The 20,882-nt window shown below is 58.9% G+C and carries 17 protein-coding genes; 4 read left to right on the top strand and 13 right to left on the bottom strand.

The features are described 5' to 3' along the window. The first annotated feature begins 106 nt into the window (after positions 1-106). Complete coding sequence (locus ACFSDX_RS07330; protein WP_382312622.1) at positions 107-952, top strand: N-acetylglucosamine kinase; 846 nt, start codon at positions 107-109, stop codon at positions 950-952. Positions 953-1,103: 151 nt separating this feature from the next. Further along, entirely contained in the window at positions 1,104-3,728 is a 2,625-nt protein-coding gene (locus ACFSDX_RS07335) for a glycoside hydrolase family 5 protein (RefSeq protein WP_382312623.1), read from the top strand. Between the two features lie 72 nt (positions 3,729-3,800). On the opposite strand, the gene ACFSDX_RS07340 is transcribed toward ACFSDX_RS07335, so the two are convergent. The 13 genes from ACFSDX_RS07340 to ACFSDX_RS07400 form a co-directional block, all read right to left on the bottom strand. Then, positions 3,801-5,213: an ABC transporter permease gene (locus ACFSDX_RS07340; protein ID WP_382312625.1), complete on the bottom strand. Its 1,413-nt coding sequence runs from the start codon at positions 5,211-5,213 to the stop codon at positions 3,801-3,803. A 21-nt stretch (positions 5,214-5,234) separates the two neighbouring features. Continuing rightward, entirely contained in the window at positions 5,235-6,191 is a 957-nt protein-coding gene (locus ACFSDX_RS07345; RefSeq protein WP_382312626.1) for an ABC transporter ATP-binding protein, read from the bottom strand. A gap of 121 nt (positions 6,192-6,312) precedes the next feature. Next, positions 6,313-6,948: a hypothetical protein gene (locus ACFSDX_RS07350; RefSeq protein WP_382312627.1), complete on the bottom strand. Its 636-nt coding sequence runs from the start codon at positions 6,946-6,948 to the stop codon at positions 6,313-6,315. A 21-nt stretch (positions 6,949-6,969) separates the two neighbouring features. After that, positions 6,970-7,497 (bottom strand): RNA polymerase sigma factor, encoded by a 528-nt coding sequence (locus tag ACFSDX_RS07355; RefSeq protein WP_382312628.1) that lies wholly within the window; start codon positions 7,495-7,497, stop codon positions 6,970-6,972. Positions 7,498-7,728: 231 nt separating this feature from the next. After that, a complete protein-coding gene (gene dnaJ / locus ACFSDX_RS07360) occupies positions 7,729-8,877 on the bottom strand; it encodes a molecular chaperone DnaJ (protein ID WP_382312629.1) in 1,149 nt (382 codons plus the stop codon). Positions 8,878-9,001: 124 nt separating this feature from the next. Further along, positions 9,002-9,571, bottom strand: a complete 570-nt coding sequence (locus tag ACFSDX_RS07365) for a nucleotide exchange factor GrpE (protein ID WP_382312630.1) — start codon at positions 9,569-9,571, stop codon at positions 9,002-9,004. Positions 9,572-9,691: 120 nt separating this feature from the next. Beyond that, the gene (gene obgE / locus ACFSDX_RS07370) at positions 9,692-10,687 is read right to left on the bottom strand and encodes a GTPase ObgE (RefSeq protein ID WP_382312631.1); all 996 of its coding nucleotides are present in this window, start codon (positions 10,685-10,687) and stop codon (positions 9,692-9,694) included. Positions 10,688-10,832: 145 nt separating this feature from the next. Continuing rightward, positions 10,833-11,456: an adenylate kinase gene (locus ACFSDX_RS07375; protein WP_382312632.1), complete on the bottom strand. Its 624-nt coding sequence runs from the start codon at positions 11,454-11,456 to the stop codon at positions 10,833-10,835. Positions 11,457-11,521: 65 nt separating this feature from the next. Further along, entirely contained in the window at positions 11,522-12,061 is a 540-nt protein-coding gene (locus ACFSDX_RS07380) for a phosphoribosyltransferase (protein ID WP_382312633.1), read from the bottom strand. A 308-nt stretch (positions 12,062-12,369) separates the two neighbouring features. Continuing rightward, entirely contained in the window at positions 12,370-14,466 is a 2,097-nt protein-coding gene (locus ACFSDX_RS07385) for a sodium-translocating pyrophosphatase (protein WP_382312634.1), read from the bottom strand. Between the two features lie 100 nt (positions 14,467-14,566). After that, entirely contained in the window at positions 14,567-16,072 is a 1,506-nt protein-coding gene (locus ACFSDX_RS07390) for a glycosyltransferase family 39 protein (protein WP_382312635.1), read from the bottom strand. Between the two features lie 2 nt (positions 16,073-16,074). After that, a complete protein-coding gene (locus ACFSDX_RS07395; RefSeq protein WP_382312636.1) occupies positions 16,075-17,031 on the bottom strand; it encodes a glycosyltransferase family 2 protein in 957 nt (318 codons plus the stop codon). A 149-nt stretch (positions 17,032-17,180) separates the two neighbouring features. After that, complete coding sequence (locus ACFSDX_RS07400; RefSeq protein ID WP_382312710.1) at positions 17,181-18,098, bottom strand: M20/M25/M40 family metallo-hydrolase; 918 nt, start codon at positions 18,096-18,098, stop codon at positions 17,181-17,183. Positions 18,099-18,213: 115 nt separating this feature from the next. Between ACFSDX_RS07400 and ACFSDX_RS07405 the strand changes: the two genes are divergently transcribed. After that, on the top strand, positions 18,214-19,494 hold the full coding sequence (locus ACFSDX_RS07405) for a tetratricopeptide repeat protein (protein WP_382312637.1): 1,281 nt from the start codon (positions 18,214-18,216) through the stop codon (positions 19,492-19,494). Between the two features lie 6 nt (positions 19,495-19,500). Beyond that, positions 19,501-20,844 carry a hypothetical protein gene (locus ACFSDX_RS07410; RefSeq protein WP_382312638.1) on the top strand — a complete coding sequence of 448 codons (1,344 nt, stop codon included), beginning with the start codon at positions 19,501-19,503 and terminating at the stop codon, positions 20,842-20,844. Positions 20,845-20,882 lie beyond the last annotated feature (38 nt).

Raw genomic sequence — 20,882 nt, forward strand, 5'->3', positions numbered from 1 at the left:
CACCTGAACGAAGCCCGAATAGCTCGTCTAGGTGCGATTGCTTCGTTGTTCCTCCTTGCAATGACAATGGCTTTCTTACCCATTCACCTCCTCACCCATTTACCTGATGATACTCATTGCCGACGGCGGCTCGACCAAAACCAACTGGTGCCAACTCTCCGACGAGGGCCAGCGGGTGTACTTCAATACCCAGGGCTACAATCCTGATTTTGTGGACACTGCCTTCATCGTAGCTTCGCTCGACAAAGACCTGCCCGAGGACTTGCCCCGCGCCGAAGTGCGCGAAATTTACTTCTACGGCGCCGGCGTATCGAGCGCGGCCAAGGCCGAAGTAATTGCCGCCGCTATGCGCCAGATATTCCCCAACGCCAACCGCGTGGAGGTGACCGAGGACTTGCTGGCCGCCGCCCGTGCCCTGCTGGGCCGCGAGCCGGGCTTTGCCGCCATCCTGGGCACGGGCACCAACTCGTGCATCTACGACGGCGAGAAAATCACGTACAACGTGGATTCGCTGGGCTATTTCCTGGGCGATGAGGGCAGCGGCTCCTTTCTTGGCAAGCGCCTGCTGCGCGACTACCTGCGCGGACTGCTGCCCGATGGCCTAGCCGAAGCCCTGGAGAAAGAGTATCACGTGGGCTCGCGCAACGACATCATCGATAAGCTCTACAATCAGCCGCTGCCCAACCGCTACCTAGCCAGCTTCGCCAAGTTTTGCTACGACCACAACAACGTGAGCTACTGCCGCCAAATCGTGGTGGAGGCGTTCGAGGCGTTCTTCCAGAACATCGTGATGCACTACCCCGACTATCAGAAGTACACCTTCAACTGCATCGGCTCGGTAGGCTACAATTTCCGCGATGCCCTCACCCAAGTGGCTAACAGCCACGGCATGCAGGTGGGCAAAATCATCCGCTCGCCCATCGACGACCTAGTGAGCTTCCACGAGGGCTAGGCCCCAGGGAATACGTTTTTCAGGAAGACACCCCGTCCGTCATGCTGAGCTTGCCGAAGCATCGTAGCTGGTTCGTTGGAATCATACTCCTAACGCAACCAGCCACGATGCTTTGGCAAGCTCAGCATGACGGACGTTTTTTTAGTTTAATATGAAAGCTATTTGTCTGCTAATCAGTATTATATTACTATCACTTCTTGGCGCTCCCACCACTTACGCACAAGCGCTTACCCCCACCGGCGATGTGTACGTGGATGCCAAGGGCGTGCTGCGCTGGCAAAAGACCAAGGGCGAGGTGGCCCTGTTTGGCGTCAATTATACCGCGCCCTTTGCCTACTCGTACCGGGCTTTGCAGCGGCAAGGCATCAAAATAGAAGACGCCATCGACCAGGACGTGTACCATCTGAGCCGGCTCGGCGTGGATGCGTTTCGGGTGCACGTCTGGGATATTGAGATTACCGACACCCTCGGCAACCTGCAAACAAACGAGCACCTGCGCCTGCTCGATTACCTGATTACCAAGCTAAAAGCGCGGCGCATCAAGATTATTCTCACGCCCATTGCCTACTGGGGCAATGCTTACCCCGAGCCCACCAACACGGGCCAGGGCTTTTCGAGCATCTACGACAAGCGCGCGGCTTACACTAACCCGCGGGCCATTCGGGCGCAGGAAAACTACCTGGGGCAGTTTCTCAACCACCGCAACCAGTACAGCGGTCTGCTAAACCGGCAGGACCCCGACATCATTGCCTTTGAAGTGTGCAACGAGCCCAACTACCGCCCGCCGCTGGCGCCGGTGCTGAGCTTTGCCAACCGTATGGTAGCCGCCATGCGCGCTACGGGCCTCACGAAACCCATCTTCTACAACATTGCCGAGAGTCCGGCGGTGAAGGACGCCATTCTGGATGCCAACGTGCAGGGCTTCAGCTTCCAGTGGTACCCCGAGGGCCTGGTGGCCGGGCACGAGCTGCGGGGTAATTTACTGCCCTACGTGGACCAGTACCCGCTACCCTACCTAGGCGACAAACGCTTCGACCGCAAGGCCCGCATGGTGTACGAGTTTGAGTCGGCCGACGTGTTGCAGCCCATCATGTACCCGTTCATGGCCAAGAGCTTCCGTGAGGCGGGCTTTCAGTGGGCCACCCAGTTTGCCTACGACCCCATGGGCCTGGCGGCCTTCAATACCGAGTACCAGACGCACTACCTCAACCTGGCCTACACGCCGGCCAAAGCCCTGAGCCTGCTGGTCGCTAGCCGCGTATTTCACGAAACCCGGCGCGGCCAAAGCTACGGCCGCTACCCGGCCGATACGGTATTTGGGGCCGCCCACGTGAGCTACCGCCAGCAGCTGAGCGAGTGGAACGCGCCCACCGAGTTTTACTACACCGCCACCACCACCGCGCGGCCGGTGCAACTGGCCAAGCTGCGGCACGTGGCGGGCGTGGGCTCGTCGGGAGTGGTGCAGTACGGCGGCAGCGGCGCATATTTTCTCGACCAGGTGGCGGCCGGCGTGTGGCGGCTGGAGGTGATGCCGGATGCCGTGCCAGTGCGCGACCCGTTTGAGACGGCCTCGGAGCGCAAAGAAATAACCCAAATAAGCTGGAACAAGCAGCCCTTAACCGTTACCCTGCCCGACCTAGGGCCACAGTACCACGTGGCGCGGTTGAGCGCTGATGAACGGCTGGCCACTTATGGTGAGCCGAGCCTGGGCGCTCGGCAGAGCCAGGTCGTAGTCACGCCGGGCGTGTACCTGTTGGCCCGCCAGGAAGCCGATTTAAAGCGCCACCCGGCCACCGAGCGATTGGGCAACCTTCAGCTCGGCGAGTTTGTGGCCCCTGAGCCACCCGGCGGCGTAGCCCCCGCAGCGGCCCGCGCCTGGGTGCGCCACGTGCCACTGGCCCAGGCCAGCGCCAATCAGCCCCTACTCTTAATAGCCACCGTGCTGCCGGCCACCCCCACCGACAGCGTGTGGCTAGTGGCCCGGCATTACTATGGCCTGGTGCGCCGGCTGCCCATGCACCGCACCGAGCCGTTCACCTACGCGGCTACCGTGCCGGCCGCCCTCACCTACCCCGGCCAACTGCACTACTGGGTGGTAGTCGGCGCGGCGGGTAAGCCGACTGTTACGTTTCCTGGCTACCAGCCTGGCAATCCACTTGCCTGGGACTTTGCGGACGCCGGCCACTACGAGGTGCCGCTGGTGGCGGCCACCGCGCCACTGCCACTCTTCCGGGCCGACGCCGACCGCGGCCACGTGGAAGCCCAGGGCCTGCACCCGCAGGCCTGGGTAGACTACCCCACTACCGCCAGCGGCAACCTGGCTCTGCGCCTGGTAGTAGCGCCCGCCAAGGCCGACCAGCCCGCCCCGCCCGCTGGCCCCGCCGCCACCCTACGCACCTACCTAGGCGATAAAATAGCGGGCCGCACCGCCGACCTGGGTAATTTTAAAGAATTGATTATTAAGGCTCAGACCAACCAGCCAGCCGCCACCCAGTTGCGGGTGCTGCTCGTGACTAAAGACGCGACGGCCTACGCCGCCACCGTGCCGCTCACGGCTACCCTAGGCGAGGTGCGCGTACCGCTGAGCGCGTTGCAGCCCGCGCCGCTGCTGCTCAGCCCACGCCCCTACCCGGGGTTTTTGCCGCTCACGTTTGGCCCGGCTACGCGGGCACCCTTCCGGCTAGCTGACGTAGAGGTGCTGCAACTGGTGCTGGAAGGACCTAGGGGCCTGAGCGAGCCACTGTACGTGGATGTGGAGTCGGTGCTGGTGCAGTAGAGAAAAGCAGCTAAGCAAAAAAGGCTCCGTGGCGCATGCGCCACGGAGCCTTTTTTGCTTAGCTGCCAGAGCTTACCCTTTGTAGAACATCCACTTCGACAGCTCTTTGTACGTTACCTTTTTGCCATACATCAGAATACCCACGCGGTAGATGCGGGCCGCCACCCAGGTGGTCCCGATGAAGCCCAGCACCAGCAGCGTGCCCGACAGCGCCAGCTGCCAGGCCGGCACCCCAAAGGGCAGACGCATCACCATGGCGATGGGCGAGGTCAGCGGAATCATAGACAGCCAGAAGGCTAGCGGGCCGTTGGGGTCGCCATTAATAATGACGCTGATACTCACGATGTAGCTCAGGATGAGCGGTATCGTCACCGGAAACATAAATTGCTGGGCATCGGTCTGGTCGTCCACGGCCGAGCCGATGGCCGCGAACAACGACGAATACAGCAGGTAGCCACCTAGGAAGAAGAATAGAAACCCACCCAAAATGCTGCCGATAGGCAGCCCGCCCAGCACACTCCAGATGCTGAGCGGCTGGCCGGGCTTGGGCGCCTCGGCCACCGCGTCGGGGCTGCCAGGGGCGGCGGCCGGGCGGGCGGCCACGGCATCGACACCGGCACCGGCACCGGCACCGGCGGCCGGTGCAGCGGCGGTACTGGTAGCCGCTGGGGTAGCGGCCGTTACAGTTGGCTTATCGGCCTTCAGCAACAGGGGAGCTACCACCGTGGTAATGCCCCACGACAGCACCAGCCACAGGGCAAACTGCGTGAGCACTACGCCCGCAATCCCCAATATCTTACCCATCATGAGCTGAAACGGCTTCACCGACGAAATCATGACTTCCATGATGCGGTTCGACTTTTCCTCGCTCACGCTACGCATCACCTGCACGCCGTAGATGAAAATAAACATGTACACCAGAATGGAGAGCACGTAGGCGATGGTGGTGGTAGTGCCCGCGTCGTTGCGCTTGCCGCCTACCTCATCGAGGTTGATGGCCGCCAGCTCTACCCTAGCCTGCAGGTCGTCAATGGTTTGCTGCCGGATGCCCGAGCGGGCCATTTTCAGCTCGCTCACCGCTTTAGTCACGGCCTTGCGGATGTTGAGCTGGCGCTTGAGGGCCACGTTGCCCTTGCCCAGCACCTGAATGCCCTGTGTGCTATCGAGCGTAAAGCCGGCCGGGATGTGCAGCAGCGCCGCCTGCCGGGGCTTGGCGTTGGTGAAGGCGGCCTGCGCGGCGGCGAGCGGGCCGGGCGCGGCGGGCACAAAGTGCAGCTCGTCGGTGTCCTGCAAGCGGGCGGTTAGGTTAAGGCCGCTCTCGTCGTGCACGGCCACCACATCGGCCTCCGACGAAGAGCTGAATTTAGCAATGCCCACCGTGGTGAGGGCTACCAGCAGCGGAGCCAGCAGCGAAATCACCAGGAAGCTTTTTTTGCGCACGCGGGTAATGTATTCGCGCTGAATGATGAGCCAGATTTTGTTCATACTAAAGAGGCGTGGCCCCGGTTAAGCAGTGAGGTTTTCGACCAGGCTTCCCGGCATGGTTTCGCCCACGCGCCGGATAAAAATTTCGTTGATGCTCGGAATTCGCTCGCGGAAGGCCTGCACCTGCACCTGCCCGATGAGGTAGCGTAGCAAGTCATTGGGCGTGGCGCCGGCGTGCAGCTGCACGCGAGCGTAGAAGTGGTCGTTTCCGCGCTCTTTCTGCTCCACCACCTCAAAATCGGGGTGCAGCAGCATCAGGCGGCCCTGCCCTTCTACCTCGTAGGTATTGGTTTTGAACTGGTTTTTGATAGCGCTCACCGGCCCATCGAGCACCTTGCGCGACTTGTTGATGAGGGCGATGCTATCGCACAGCTCCTCCACCGATTCCATGCGGTGGGTCGAGAAGATGATGGTCGCGCCCTGGTCACGCAGGGCCAAAATCTCGTCCTTGATAAGGTTGGCATTGATGGGGTCGAAGCCCGAAAACGGCTCGTCCAGAATAATGAGCTTGGGCTCGTGCAGCACGGTAGCGATGAACTGCACCTTTTGCTGCATGCCCTTGCTGAGGTCTTCCACGTTTTTCTCGGCCCAGGGCTTCAGCTCCAGGCGGTCGAGCCACTTCTTGATGCGCTGCGTGGCGTCGGCGCGGCTCAGGTCGCGCAGCCGCGCCAGGTACAGCAGCTGCTCGCCCACCTTCATCTTTTTGTAGAGGCCACGCTCCTCGGGCAGGTAGCCAATGTCGCCGATATGCTTAGGGCTCAGCTTCTCACCTCGAAAAAGCACCTCGCCCGAGTCGGCCCCGGTTATCTGGGTGATGATGCGAATGAGCGAGGTCTTGCCCGCGCCGTTGGGCCCCAGCAGGCCAAAGATGCTTTGCTCGGGCACGGCCAGACTCACGCCGTCGAGGGCGGTGTGCGCGGCGTACTGCTTGCGCACATTGCGCACCTCCAGAATGGGCGCAGCGGATGATTGTGGCATGAGAAAAAAGAATATAGTAAAAACGTAGGGTAAATGTAGCAGCCTAGGTCAGTGCGCAGCTGCATTTGGGCGCCAAGCGGCACCTAGGGGCCTTCGACCAGCAAAAAATGCTTCCGAACGGTTAGGTAGCGGTTAGCTCAGTAGGCTCATCCAGCTCTTGTAACTGGCCCTCAAGCCGGTCGAGGTGCTGGCCGTACAGGCGCTGCATATACCAGCGCGTGACATACACGACGCCTACTTGCAGCCCCGCCCCCAGCACCAGTACTATTCCGCCCGCCAGCGCCAACGTTTGCCAGCTATAGGTTGCCTTGCCCGCCAGCATCTGCCCCGTAAAAAACCCGTAGACGAGCAATAGCATGTAGGGCAGCGTCCACAGCGTGAGCTTGTAGTTGAAGCGCAGCATTTGCCGCAGGCCCACGCACAGCTTTGCCAGGTGGCTGCGCACGCTACTGCCGGGCTCGGTCATTTGGCGCAGCACGGCCAGCAGGCGGTAGTAGTAGTACAGCAGCACGAGCATCAGCAACAAGGAGAACACCTCATATAGCAGGAAAACTGCCTTGTGTGTCTTCGTCAGCCCCAGCAGCATCAGCCCGCCAATGAGCGCTGCCAGGGCCATTTCCCAGCGCGCATTGCGGCGCATCTTTTCTATCAGGCCGCCGCGCTGCCGGGCCAGCATTTCGTGGAGCTGGGCAGCACTAAGCGCCGTGGCGCCCAGCTCGGGCTGCTGCCAGTGGCGGCGCAGGTCGTTGAGTTCCATAAGTAATTATTGCTTAAATTATTAGGCAGGCACCAGCAGCTTGCGCAGCTTCTCTTGCACGCGGTGCATTTTCACGCGCACGTTGTTCTGGGTGATACCTAGGATGTCGGCCATCTCCTCGTAGGGTCTATCCTCCAGGTAAAGCAGCACGAAGGCCTTGTCCACGTCCGAGAGCCGGCTGATGGCGGCGTAGAGCGCGGCGGTTTCTTCGGGCTCGTAGGCGCTGCCCTCGGCGGGCTGGGCTAGGTAGCGGGCGGCCTCGTCCTCTAGCCCCACCGCGGCGGGCCGGCGGGTGCGCTGCCGCAGGTTGGAGATGGCCACGTTCAGGGCAATGCGGTAGAGCCAGGTGCTGAGCTTGGCATCGGGCTGCGGCACGTAGCGCGGCCAAGCGCGCCACAGCTGCAAGACTATCTCCTGAAATAAATCTTGCCGGTCGTCGGCATCCTGGCAGTAAAGCCGGCATACCCGCCGCACCAGCGGCTGGTACTCGTGCAGGGCAGCCAAAAATTCGGCGGAAGGCGCAGCGCTCATGCGAGGTAAAGGTTTCAAAAAGTATATCGCCAGAGATGACCAACCATTACAGAATCGCAGATTTAACTGATTTAACGGATTGCGCAGATACGCCTGCCTGCGGCAGGCTGACTATTTGGGCGAAGCCACAAAAAAAGGCCGCCCAAATGGGCGGCCTTCTCACATTGCTTACATCTGTCAACATCCGCTTAGTCAGCCCGCCGCAGGCGGGCATGTCTGTGCAATCCGTTAAATCAGTTAAATCTGCGATTATGCGAAGTACTCTTTTACCTTCTCGAAGAAGCCCTTCTCGTTCTTGCCAGGGTGGGGCGTGAAGTTGTCCGAATCGCGCAGCTTTTCCAGCAGCTCGCGCTCCTGGTTGCTCACGTTTTTGGGCGTCCACACGTTTAGGTGAATGAGTTGGTCGCCGCGGCCGTAACCGTTCAGGTCCTTAATGCCCTTGCCGCGCAGGCGCAAAATCTTGCCGGGCTGAGTGCCGGCATCCACCTTGATTTTCACCTTGCCCTCAATGGTGGGCACCTCCAGGTTGGTACCTAGGGCCGCGTCCACGAAGCTGATGTACTGCTCAAACATGATGTTGTTGCCATCACGCTTGAGGAATTCGTGCGGCTCCTCCTCAATCTGAATGAGCAGGTCGCCGGGCACGCCGCCACGCTCCGGGAAGTTGCCTTTACCGCTCATGCTCAGCTGCATATCGTTGGCTACGCCGGCTGGAATGTTAATCGGAATCACTTCCTCATTCAACTGGCGGCCTTCGCCTTTACACACGTCGCAGGTAGCCGAAATGGTTTTGCCTTCGCCGTGGCAGGTGGGGCAAGTGCTGGCGCTCACCATCTGGCCGAGCATGGTATTCACCACTTTCTTGGTCTGGCCCTGGCCCTGGCAGGTGGGGCAGGTTTTGAGCTCGGTGCCGTTTTTAGCGCCGGTGCCGCTGCACGGCGGGCACGCCACATAGCGCTTCACCTTGATTTTTTTCTCCACGCCGTTAGCCACTTCCTCCAGGTCCAGCTTGAGCTTGATGCGCAGATTGGAGCCCTTCTTCACGCGGCGACCACCGCGCTGCCCGCCCCCGAAGAAGCCATCGAAGCCCCCGCCGCCGCCGCCGAAAATATCGCCGAACTGCGAGAAAATGTCCTCCATATTGGGCCCACCGCCGCTGGCGCCGCCGCCCACGCCCTGGTGGCCAAACCGGTCGTAGCGGGCGCGTTTGTCCGCGTCCGAAAGCACCTCGTAGGCTTCGGCGGCTTCCTTAAACTTGTCCTCGGCCGATGGGTCGTCGGGGTTTTTATCGGGGTGATATTTAATAGCCATCTTGCGGTAGGCCGACTTAATTACGTCGCCCTCCGCATTTTTCGCTATTCCTAATACTTCGTAATAATCGCGCTTTACCGTTGCCATTGCTGTATCAAAAAGCGTCTGTCATGCTGAGCGAAGCGAAGCATCTTGGCTGGTTCGGTGGATTACTAACCTCACCGAACCAGCCAGGATGCTTCGCTTCGCTCAGCATGACAAACTAAATAATTTACTGACCTAAAATCACTTTGGCGTGGCGAACCACTTTATCGCCAAGATAATAACCTTTCTCAATCTCCTCAACAATCTTGCCGCGCAAATCGTCGCTCGGCGCCGGAATTTGGGTGATGGCCTCGTGCAGCTCAGCGTCGAAGTCGCCACCCTTGGCGTTCATCGGGGCTAGGCCCTTCTGCTCCAGAGTTTTGGTGAGCTTATTATACGTAATATCGAGCGCATTTTGCAGCGCGGCCGGGTCGGCGGTGCCTTGCGTATGCTGACGCGCCCGGTCAAAGTCGTCGATAACCGGCAGCAGGGCCACCATCAGCTCCTGATTGGCGGTTTTAAATAGGTCGGAACGCTCCTTGGCGGTGCGGCGCTTGTAGTTTTCAAACTCAGCCGCTAGGCGCAAGTACTTGTCCTTGAGGTCAGCCAGCTCAGCTTCAGCGCGGCTAGCACCTTGCGAAGCACCAGCTTCGGGCGTGGCGGCGTCGGTGGCAAAGTCTTGCTCGCCAGCGGCGTGCTCGGCGGGGCTGTCAGTAAGGGGCTGGTCGTCGGGATTCATATGTTTATCGTCGGTCATTTTCTGGAAAAAATGGCGGAATCGGCTAGAGAAGGGAGTTGCCATAGGGCCAGCCGGTCAGGCGCAAGGAGTTTGCCAAAGCTAGGAAGGGTGACAAGTTGGCACAAAGCACCCAGTCGGCTACTCGTGCAACGCATTCCAAATCATGTCCTTCAGCGGCTGAATATTCTTATTCGTGAGGCTGGAAATGAAGATGGTGGGCGGCAAATCGGCAGGGAAAGACGCCAGCAGGTCAGCTTCCAACTCCTCGTCCAGCATGTCGGCTTTGGTGATGGCGAGCAGGCGCTTTTTGTCCAGCAGCTCGGGGTTGTACTGCTCCAGCTCGCCCAGCAAGATGGCGTACTCGGCGGCGATGTCCTTGCTGTCGCAGCTCACCATAAAGAGCAGCATAGAGTTGCGCTCGATGTGGCGCAGGAAACGGGTACCTAGGCCGCGTCCTTCGGCCGCGCCCTCGATGATGCCGGGGATGTCGGCCATCACAAACGACCTATAATCGCGGTACGCTACCACGCCTAGGTTCGGCACCAGCGTCGTAAAGGCGTAGTCCGCAATCTTGGGCTTGGCGGCCGAAACTACTGACAGCAAGGTGCTTTTGCCCGCGTTAGGGAAGCCCACCAGGCCCACATCGGCCAGCAGCTTCAGCTCCAGAATCACCTGCTCCTCAATGGCGGGCTCGCCGGGCTGGGCGTACTGCGGGGCCTGGTTGGTGGAGGTTTTGAAGTGGTCGTTGCCCAGCCCGCCGCGCCCGCCGGGCGTGAGGATGAGACGCTGGCCGTCCTCGGTAATTTCGAGCTTGACCTCGCCAGTTTCGGCATCGCGAGCCACGGTACCTAGGGGCACCTGAATCACGATATCCTCGCCCTGCGCACCAAAGCGCAGGTTGGGGCCGCCGCCCTCGCCGTCCTGGGCGAAGAGGTGCTTACGGTATTGCAGGTGCAGTAGCGTCCAGAGCTGCGAACTGCCTTCCAGAATAATGTGGCCGCCGCGGCCGCCGTCGCCGCCATCGGGGCCGCCGTTGGGCAGGCCCTTAGCCCGGAAGAAATGGTGCGAACCCGCGCCACCCTTGCCCGAGCGGCAGGTGATTTTGACGTAGTCGATGAAGTTGTTATTAGCCACTTGGTTGAGTTAAAAGTTATGAGTTAAAAGCTATGAGTTGGCAGCATTCGCGTACAAGCCGCTTAAAGCAAATGAGTTATGAGCCTCAGGCTATGCGCCCGAAACTCATAACTCATACCTTCTAACTCATAGCTGGCGCTAGCCTTTACGCTTTCACCTCGCGGATAGCCGCGGCGGGCGATTCGGTTTTGGCCGGCTGGTGCTGGTCAATAATGCCGCAGATTTGCGTGTAAATCTGCTCAATCTCGCCAATGCCGTTGAGCGAGTGAAATTTCTTTTGGGTGTCGTAGTAGCCAGCTACTTGCGCGGTCTCGGTGTTGTAAACCGTTACGCGGCGGCGGATTTTGGTTTCGTCCTGGTCATCGATGCGGCCGCTGGTTTTGCCGCGCTCAAGCAGGCGCTTCACGAGCTCCTCCTCCCCTACTTCGAGGGCTATCATGCAGGCCACGCTGGTGTTGTGCTGAGTTAGCAACTGGTCGAGGCTTTCGGCCTGGGCCACGGTGCGCGGAAAGCCATCGAAGATGAAGCCCGCGGCTTGCTGGTTTTTGCTCAGGGCATAGCCAATCATGCCGATTACTACTTCATCGGGCACGAGCAGGCCCTCGTCCATCAGCTTTTTGGCGGTCAGGCCGAGTTCGGTGCCTTCAGCAATTTGGGCCCGGAGCAGGTCGCCGGTGCTCAGGTGCACGAGGTGATACTGAGCGATGAGCTTTTGGCTTTGCGTGCCCTTGCCCGCGCCGGGAGGACCGAATAAAACGATGTTGAGCATACAGAACAAGAGTGAGGCTGGAGGCCGGGCGGGAAAAAAGTAAGGTTGGCTACGTAAAAATACGGCTACGCCGCCACGTACACATCAGGCAGGTTGCGCCCTAGGCCATCGTAGTCGAGGCCGTAGCCCACCACGAAGTCGTTGGGAATTTCCATGGCCATATAGTTTAGCGCCAAAGGATAGCGTAAGCTCGCGGGCTTGTAGAACATGGCTGCTATCTCGATAGAAGCCGGCTTGTTGGCTTGCAGCGTGGGCAACAAGTGGTGCAGCGTGGTGCCGGTGTCCACGATATCCTCGACCAGAATGATGTCGCGGCCCTGCACATCTTCGCGCAGGCCCAGAATTTCCTGGATTTTGCCGGTGCTTTCGGTGCCTTCGTAAGACGCGACGCGGATGAACACAATCTCGCACTCGCCGGTGAAGCGCTTCAGCAGGTCGGTGGCAAACATGAACCCGCCGGTGAGCACCACCACAAACAGCGGGCGGCGGCCGGCGTAGTCGGCGTTGAGGCGAGCGGCTACTTGGTCGATAGCCACGCCAATTTTGGCGGCCGATAGGTAAGGCCGGAAAGCCTTGTCGTGAAGGGTAATAAGGGATTGACCCATGCGCTAAGAAGCGGCCCGAGCGGCCGTTTGGGGTGCAAAGGTAATCGCAGATTTAGCGGATTTAACGGATTGCGCAGATACGCCCGCCTGCGGCGGGCTGACTAGGCGGGCGCAGGCGGCCTGCGGCTCGCTTGTTTGAGGATGTTACTTGACTTTAAAACCCGAAAAAATAAAGCAAGAGAAGGCAAGCAGCGGACAAGGCAAGTAACATCCTCAAACAAGCGAGCCGCAGGCCGCCTGCGCCCGCCTAGTCAGCCCGCCGCAGGCGGGCGTATCTGCGCAATCCGTTAAATCCGCTAAATCTGCGATTATAGGTGGGGGGCGATGACTAGTGATACGATGCTCATGAGCTTAATGAGGATGTTCATGCTCGGGCCGCTGGTGTCTTTGAAAGGGTCGCCCACGGTGTCGCCGGTTACGGAGGCTTTGTGAGCGTCGGAGCCTTTAAATTGCATCTTGCCATCGACCATTGCGCCTTTTTCGAACGACTTTTTGGCATTGTCCCAGGCGCCACCGGCGTTGCTCTGAAACAAGGCCATAAGCACACCGCTAACCGTGACGCCGGCCAGGGTTCCCCCTAGGACCTCGGGCCCGAAGGCAAAGCCCACGGCAATGGGTGTGAGCAGCGCAATGGCGCCCGGCAGCACCATTTCCCGGATGGCAGCCTGCGTGCTGATGGCCACGCACTTCTCGTACTCGGGCCGCCCGGTGCCTTCCATGATACCCGGAATCTCGCGAAACTGCCGCCGCACTTCCTGCACCATCGCCATGGCGGCCCGGCCTACCGCCGAAATAGCCAGCGCCGAGAAGATGAAGGGTATCATGGCCCCCACAAATAAGCCGGCCAGCACCCGCGCATTCGAAATATCGATGGTGTCGATGTGCGCCGTGCCCATGAAGGCCGCGAACAGCGCCAGCGAGGTAAGCGCCGCCGACGCAATGGCGAAGCCTTTACCCGTGGCCGCCGTGGTGTTGCCCACCGCGTCGAGAATGTCGGTGCGCTCGCGCACTTCCTTGGGTAGCTCGCTCATTTCGGCAATGCCGCCGGCGTTGTCAGCAATGGGGCCAAAGGCGTCGATGGCGAGCTGCATGGCGGTGGTGGCCATCATGCCGGCCGCCGCAATGGCCACGCCGTAGAGGCCAGCAGCCGCGTGGCTCAGCACGATGCCCGCCGCTAGCACCAGGATGGGCAGCATCGTACTTTCCATGCCCACGGCCAACCCGCCTATCACGGTGGTGGCGTGGCCCGTGCTGCTTTGTTGCACAATACTGAGTACCGGCCGCTTGCCCATGGCGGTGTAGTACTCGGTGATGATGCTCATGAGCGTGCCCACCGCCAGCCCCACCAGCACGGCGTAGAACACGTGGTTGGCATCGAAGGTGAAGCCCCGCATGGTAATGTCGCCGGCCGGCAACAGCCACTTTATCAAGAGATAAGAAAACAGCGCCGACACGACCACCGACACGTAATTACCGAAGTTTAGCGCCGCCTGCACGTTGCCGCCCTCCCTCACCCGCACCAGCAAGATGCCCGCCAGCGAGGCCACGATGCCGAGGCCCGCCACCGCCATCGGCAGCAAGATGGGTGAGAGCCCGCCAACCTCGTCGGGGTTACTTAGGTGCACCTCGCGCCCTAGTACCATCGTGGCCAGGATGGTGGCTACGTAGGAGCCAAACAAGTCGGCGCCCATGCCGGCCACATCGCCCACGTTGTCGCCCACGTTATCGGCAATAGTGGCCGGGTTGCGGGGGTCGTCTTCCGGAATGCCGGCTTCGACCTTGCCCACGAGGTCGGCGCCCACGTCGGCCGCCTTGGTGTAGATGCCGCCGCCCACGCGGGCAAACAGGGCGATGCTCTCGGCACCTAGGGAAAAGCCGGTGAGCACTTCCAGCGCCTTTTCCATCTCGGGGCCCGTGGCTAGCCCACTGGGCACGAACAGCTTATAAAAAACGATAAACAAGGACCCTAGGCCCAGTACGGCGAGGCCCGCCACGCCCATGCCCATCACAGAGCCGCCCGCGAAGGACACGCGCAGTGCCTGGCTCAGCGAGCTGCGCGCTGCCTGGGCGGTGCGCACGTTGGCCTTGGTCGCGATTTTCATGCCGATGAAGCCCGCCGTGGCGGAAAACACCGCCCCGAGCAGAAACGCCAGCACGATGACTGGGCTGGATTTTTCGCCCGTGACGCCGAGGTACCCCAGAAAGACCGAGGCAATGAGCGCGAATAAGGCCAGCACTTTGTACTCGGCCCGCAGAAAGGCAATGGCCCCGTCGGCAATGTAGCCGGCGATGGTTTGCATCTGGGCATTGCCAGCCTCCTGGCGGGCCACCCAGCCCGCGCGCAGCCAGGTATACACGAGTGCCAGCAGGCCCAGCGCGGGCACGGCGTAGAAGATGGCGGGCATAAGCTGAACGTTTGAGTGGGAAGAAGTTAGGGCGGTAAATGTAAGCGGCTTTGCTGCTGTAGCAAGTACGCGCGCATTTACCGCCCTACTCTTCTCCCACTCAACTCGCTCGGCTTATGCCCAGGCGCCGAGCGCTCACCAAGCGGCTTAGCCACTGGCCGAGCAGCAGCCCGGCCGGCGGCAGCAATAGCACATCGGCTTGCAGCAGGTAACGCATTTCCAACTGCCGGAAATACCAGCACATAAACACCACAATGAATACCCAGAAAATCAGGATAGGCTGAATACCCGCCTTTTTACGATATACTAGTAGTCCGATTACACCCAGTATGAGCAGCAGGGTGCGGTACCCAAATACGACCCCCAATAGCAGCTGCTTCTTCGTAGCCCCATCGCTTCCTTGGGTACCACTCTTAAAAAACACCTTTCGTAGGTTAGCCAGCGGCACTCGGGTATAGTACACTAGTGGGTTGCGCTGCTTGAACGATTGGCGGAGCTGCTCGAAGCCCTGACTTACCTGCTCATTGCAGTTGCCGGCGCTTAGTTGGTACTTGCCCGGGGTGGCATAAACCGGGGCGGGCGCCCCAGCACGATAGACGAAAAAACTAGAGCCGCACTCATTGGCCTGCTGCACTAGTGCCTGGGCCCGGGCCTGCTCCTGGGGCGAGGCAAATACATCGGCTGGGAAGGCGGGGTGCGGGTTGGTCAGTACCTGCTGTAGCCAATAGCTCGACTCGTTGCTCCAGCCGTGCACCCAGTCGAGGAAACTCACCATATCGGGCTTGTAATTTGGAAAACCGGCCCGCTCGGGCTTCACCAGCATCACGCGGTGCTGCGTCACGTAGTTACGGGCAGGCCACCAGATGTAGAGCGCCCCAAACCCTAGGCCTACCAACACGCAGTGGCGCACGCCTATCGGCCAGCCAATACGCCGTGAAAAAAGCAGGTATATGCACGTGATAGGCAATAAGATACCCATAAACTCGCGCACGTAGAACAACAGCGCTAGCTCGATACCTAGCAGCACGTAGCCAGCCCAGCGGTTACTGACGCTCAGTAGTGTATAAAGCCACAGCAACGTCAAGAATGTGGCCAGCAGTTCGGTCCCGATGATGGTAGTCCAGACGATGATAAATGGATATACCGCGTAGAGGGCCGCTGCCACGTAAGCGCCTAGGTAGTTGCTCGGGGCCAGCCGGCGAGCAATCAAAAACACCAACCCTATCGCTACGCAGTCGAGCAGCGCCTGGGTCCAGGCAATAGCCTGAATGGCATGTTGCACCCCGAACAGGTAGTAATGAATGCCGTAGAAGAAAGGGTAGCCGGGCAGCCGGCCAAAAGCGGCGTCTGGCTCGGCAAAATTAAACGTGTAGGTACCGTGCTCGACCAAGTTGCGAAAACTCATCATATAAGAGTCCGAATCGCCGTTGGTAAACATCAGGGCCGGACCGTAGTAGAGCTTGGCGCCGACAAGTACGAAGACTAGGCGCAGGAGTAACCCTACCAGTAGGATGGCTAGAAACAGCTTATCGTGCCGTAGCGTCACAAAGCCTTCCTGGGTCAATGCACGTTGCTCCCGATTGACCGTAGATATGCTAGTTGCCATGCTTATTCTTGAATATTGGTATCAGCAATGAGATAGAGCGGGCGCTGGCGCACGTTGGTCGAAAGGCGCCCGATATACTCGCCAATAATACCAATTGCAATTAGCTGCACGCCTCCCAGGAAGAGAATGCTTATCATAAGCGACGCCCAGCCCGGCTGGTAGTTGTGCGTGATAAAGCGCGAGTACAAGGTGTAGAGCATCACCAGGAAGGCAATACCCGATACCACAAATCCACTGAGCGAAGCCAGCTTAAGCGGAAAATCGGAAAAGGCCGTGATGCCATCGATTGCAAGCCGCAGCATTTTGCTGTACGTATAGCCCGTTTCGCCACCGGCGCGCTGGGCACGGTCGTACTCCACGAAGGTTTGACGAAAGCCAATCCACGAAATCTGTCCCCGCAAAAATTTATTTTGCTCGGGCATCAGCTTCAGCGCTTCTACCACTTTGCGCGATATGATGCGAAAATCGCCGGTGTCTACCGGAATTGACACGTTGGTAATAGAAGCCAAAATGCGATAGAACAATTTGGCTGTCATTAGCTTAGCTACGTTTTCACCCGGCCGCGACAACCGCTTGGCATACACTACTTCATACCCGGTTTGGAGCTTCTCATATAGCGGAGCAATCAGTTCTGGCGGGTCTTGCAAGTCGGCATCGATGATGACCACGGCATCGCCTACCGTGTGGTCAAGGCCTGCCGTAACGGCTATTTGGTGGCCAAAATTTCGACTCAGGTCGATGTAACGTACGTGACTATCCTGGCGGCTGAGTTCCTGAACCAAGGCCAGGGTGCGGTCGCGCGAGCCATCATTAACGAAGACAAACTCGTAGCTTACACCCATCTTATCTACTACCGCTTTAAGACGCTGATAGAGTGTTTCTACGTTAGCTTCTTCGTTATAAAGCGGCACTACTATAGATAAAGCGATGCGTTTAGGTGAGGTATTAACTGGTGTCACTAGGCTACTTTAATGTTAACTGATTAATTGACTTTTGAATCTGGAAGCGTTGGATACTACGAAAGTAAATCAACCTTGCCCAAGCTTCTGTTTTTATCCTGCACGCCGGCTCCCCAGTGCCCTTTCCACTGGCGGCACCTCTCCTGGCCCTAGAGCTCCCGCAATAATACTTGGTATAGCTGGAGCATGCTGGCGATATCATGCTTGTCAATCAGCTCGTTGGGCGAGTGCACCCCGTCCTCGGGAGCGCCCACGAAGCACCAGTCCCAGGGCATGTCGCTGCGCTGCAAGTCCTTCGCATCGGAGCCGCCTTCGCCCTCTACTTCAAGCTGATGCGGCACGCCGCTGGCCTCGGCAATACGTCGGATGCGCTCGACGTAGCCGCGCCGCGGAATGAGCGAATCGCGCAGCGAGATAACGCAGCCCGCCCCGAGCTGCACGCCTTCGGTGACCCAGGTGATGTCCGAAATCAGGGCCTGCCGCACGCCATACGTGTCGTAGATGTAGCGGGCCAGGTAGGGCACCGAGCCGCCGCCGTGCTCTTCCCAGCATGAAAAAGCAATAATGCCGTGCTCGAGCGTTTCGGCCAGGCGCAAGGCATTCCACACCCCTAGGCGATTGTCGAGGTAGCAGCTCTGCACGGTGGTCTCGGTTTCGCGGAATTCGCAGGCAAACGTGAGGCTGGTACCGCGCTCGATGTCGCGGCTGAACTCATACCCTAGGGCCTCGGTTTCTTCATTCACCGTCAGCGTACACGCTATGTCCCCCTGCGAATCGCATCCAACCAGCCGATACCCCGTTTCCGTTTCCGGCCCGCCAATGGGCACTAGCTCGCGCCCGTAGCGCACCGTGAAGCCGATGCTGTCGAGGTGGGCAAAAACCGCCGTGCGCGGCTGCCCAAACACCAGCAGCACGCAGTCCTGAAACCGGGCCTCGTCGTGCACCACTAGCGGCGGCTGCCGCCACGCCGGGCCGTGCTGCCGCACGTAGTCGAGGATGAAGCGGGTAAGCGCGGCTTCCTCGCCCGAGGGCGCTGGTATCCGGCAAAGTGTTTGCAGTAATTGCATCGGCATGTATAACCCTAAAAACCAATCAAAGCTAGGTTCGCCGCCGTACTTTCGCCTAGCCGGAGCCTTCCTTCCACCCGTGGCCCGGCGGCCTTCCGCCGCTTCTCCTGTTTCTATGCCTGCTCTGTTTCGGCTTCTGCGCCTGCTTTCGTTGCTGCTTCTGCTTAGCCCGGTTTTACCAAGCCATGCCCAGCAAACGCCTGCCGATACTACCCGGCGGCGGGCGGGCGGGCAAACTCCGGCGATGCGCAACGTGGAGCTTGGCAACGTAGACGTGCTGCCCAACACCGATACCAAGGGCTGGCTACTGCTCGACAAAGACATTCAGCTGGAGCTCGACGGGGCCGTGCAGAACCTCTATAATTTTAAGTACGACAAGGCCGAGAAGCAGTTTCGCTCGCTGCGCCGCCGCTACCCCCACCACCCCATGCCCTACTTCTTACTGGGCCTGAGCACGTGGTGGAAAATCATGCCGACCAACTTTCAGACCAAGCAGTACGACAAGATATTCTACGCGTACATGGACACGGCCAACACCTACAGCGAGGCGCTAGCCAAGGCCGACCCCCAAAACTACGAGGCATACTTTTTCCTATCAGCCGCTAACGGCTTCGATGCCCGCCTCAACGCCGAGCGCCACAACTGGCGCAAAGCCACCGTCAGCAGCAAGCGCTCGCTCAACTACTTGCAGAAGAGCCGCGAAGCTAACGGCCTGAGCCCGGAATTTCTATTTGGCGAGGCGCTCTTCAACTACTACGCCGTCTGGATTCCCGAAAACTACCCGCTGCTCAAGCCGGTGCTGCTCTTCTTCCCTAAGGGCGACAAAAAGCTGGGTTTGGACCAGTTGCGCAACGTGGCCACTAATGGCTTCTACACCAGCGTCGAAGCCAAGGTGTTTCTCATGCGCATCCTGCACAACGAGGAGCACCAGACGCCAGCCGCCATGCCCATTGCCCAGGGCCTGGCTCGCAAGTATCCCGATAATGGCTATTTCGAGCGCTTCTACGCCTATCTGTGCTTCGACCAAGCCCAGTTTACCGAGTGCGAGCGCGTAAGCCGCGATATTCTCGAAAAGATAAATACTGGGATGCCCGGCTACGAAGCCTCCAGCGGCCGCTACGCCAGCTACTTCCTGGGCTACCTCATGCAGTTCAAGTACAAGGACTTGGCCAAGGCTAAGGATTTTTACCAGCGCTGCATCGTTTTTGCCGAGAGCAACGGCGAAACGGAAGGCGGCTTCTACCTCTTCGCCAATGCCAGCCTGGCCAAGCTCGCCGACCAGGCCAGCGATGCCGAAGCCGCCCGGCGCTATTATACCGTGGTAGCCGACAAAGCCGACCACAAGTCAGCGCAGTACAAGGAAGCCAAAACCTGGCTTAAAAAGCATAAATCTTAATTATTTATGGAATTATCCGATTTATTCTGGGGTCCGCTTTATCTAGCAGTATTCTATGGTATTGCCTATGCAGTGCGGCCCTCAGTTACTAACATCTATACAAAACAGTTCTTTATTCCAGCCCTGACGCTCAAGTTCGTAGGCGCCATCGGCCTAGGGTTAGTTTATCAATTTTATTACGGTGGGGGCGACACGTTTAATTATCTCTACCACGTCAAAGTAATTGGCGACGCTTTCAGTCACTCTTTTTCGCTCGGTATGCAGCTGCTGCTGGGCAATGACCACGCCCAGGGCGCTTTGCCGTACACGGCACGCATGTTTTGGCACGCCGATTCTACGGAGTACCGCATTGTGAGCCTGTCAGCGTTTCTTGGCTTGTTTTGTTTTAATAACTACACGGCCATCGCGCTATTTTTTGCCGTCATCAGCTTCAGCGGTATGTGGGCGCTGTACATGACGATGGCTAAGATTCGGCCGCAAGTTTATAAAGAGTTGGGCTGGACGATGTTCTATGTCCCTTCCTTGTTTTTCTGGGGCTCCGGGGTGCTCAAAGACTCTATCTGTATCGGGGCGCTAGGATGGCTCTTCTACGGCTTTTACCGCGGAACTATTGAAAAGCGCAGCATTGGGAAAAGCTTATTGATTGGGCTGCTGGCGGCCTATACGTTGTTTCGCATCAAGGTATATATTCTGCTGTGCTTTTTACCAGCAGCGCTGCTCTGGGTTTTCAACGAAAACAGCGCACGCATCAAAAATGCAACCTTGCGAACCATCACTAAGCCTCTTTTCTTTGCTGTTGGGGGTGCCATCGCCTTTTATGCGGCCACTAACCTTACGAAAGATGATGACCGGTTTGCCGTGGATAAAATCGGGGAGCGCAGCAAGATTACGGCCGACTACCTTTATGAAACCAGCGTAAAGCAGGAAGGCTCAGGCTACTACCTCGGCAAGCAGGATGGCACCATCAGCGGTATGGCCAAGCTGGCCCCGCAGGCAGTAGTGGTATCGTTGTTTCGACCCTTTTTGTGGGAAGCTCGCAATCCGGTGATGCTGCTATCGGCCATAGAAGCAACGTTCTTCCTGATTTTTACTCTGCGCATCTTCTGGCGCACGGGCATAGGGGTCACGTTATCCTTGATTGGAAATACCCCCGTGCTGCTAATGAACTTTATTTTTGTACTCATCTTCGCGGCTTCAGTGGGCATCACCAGCTCCAACTTTGGCACCCTGGTGCGCTATAAGATTCCGCTCATACCCTTCTATTTGGGAGGGCTGTACATCTTGCAAAGTATTGCCAACGAAAAGCGCCGCTCGCCCAAACGCTCCGCTGTAGCAGCTGGGCAACGGTAATTCGCTTAGCTCTTTGACCTACGTGTTGGCTCCGCGAG

The sequence above is a fragment of the Hymenobacter bucti genome, assembly GCF_042681145.1.
In the GTDB taxonomy this organism is placed as follows: domain Bacteria; phylum Bacteroidota; class Bacteroidia; order Cytophagales; family Hymenobacteraceae; genus Hymenobacter; species Hymenobacter bucti.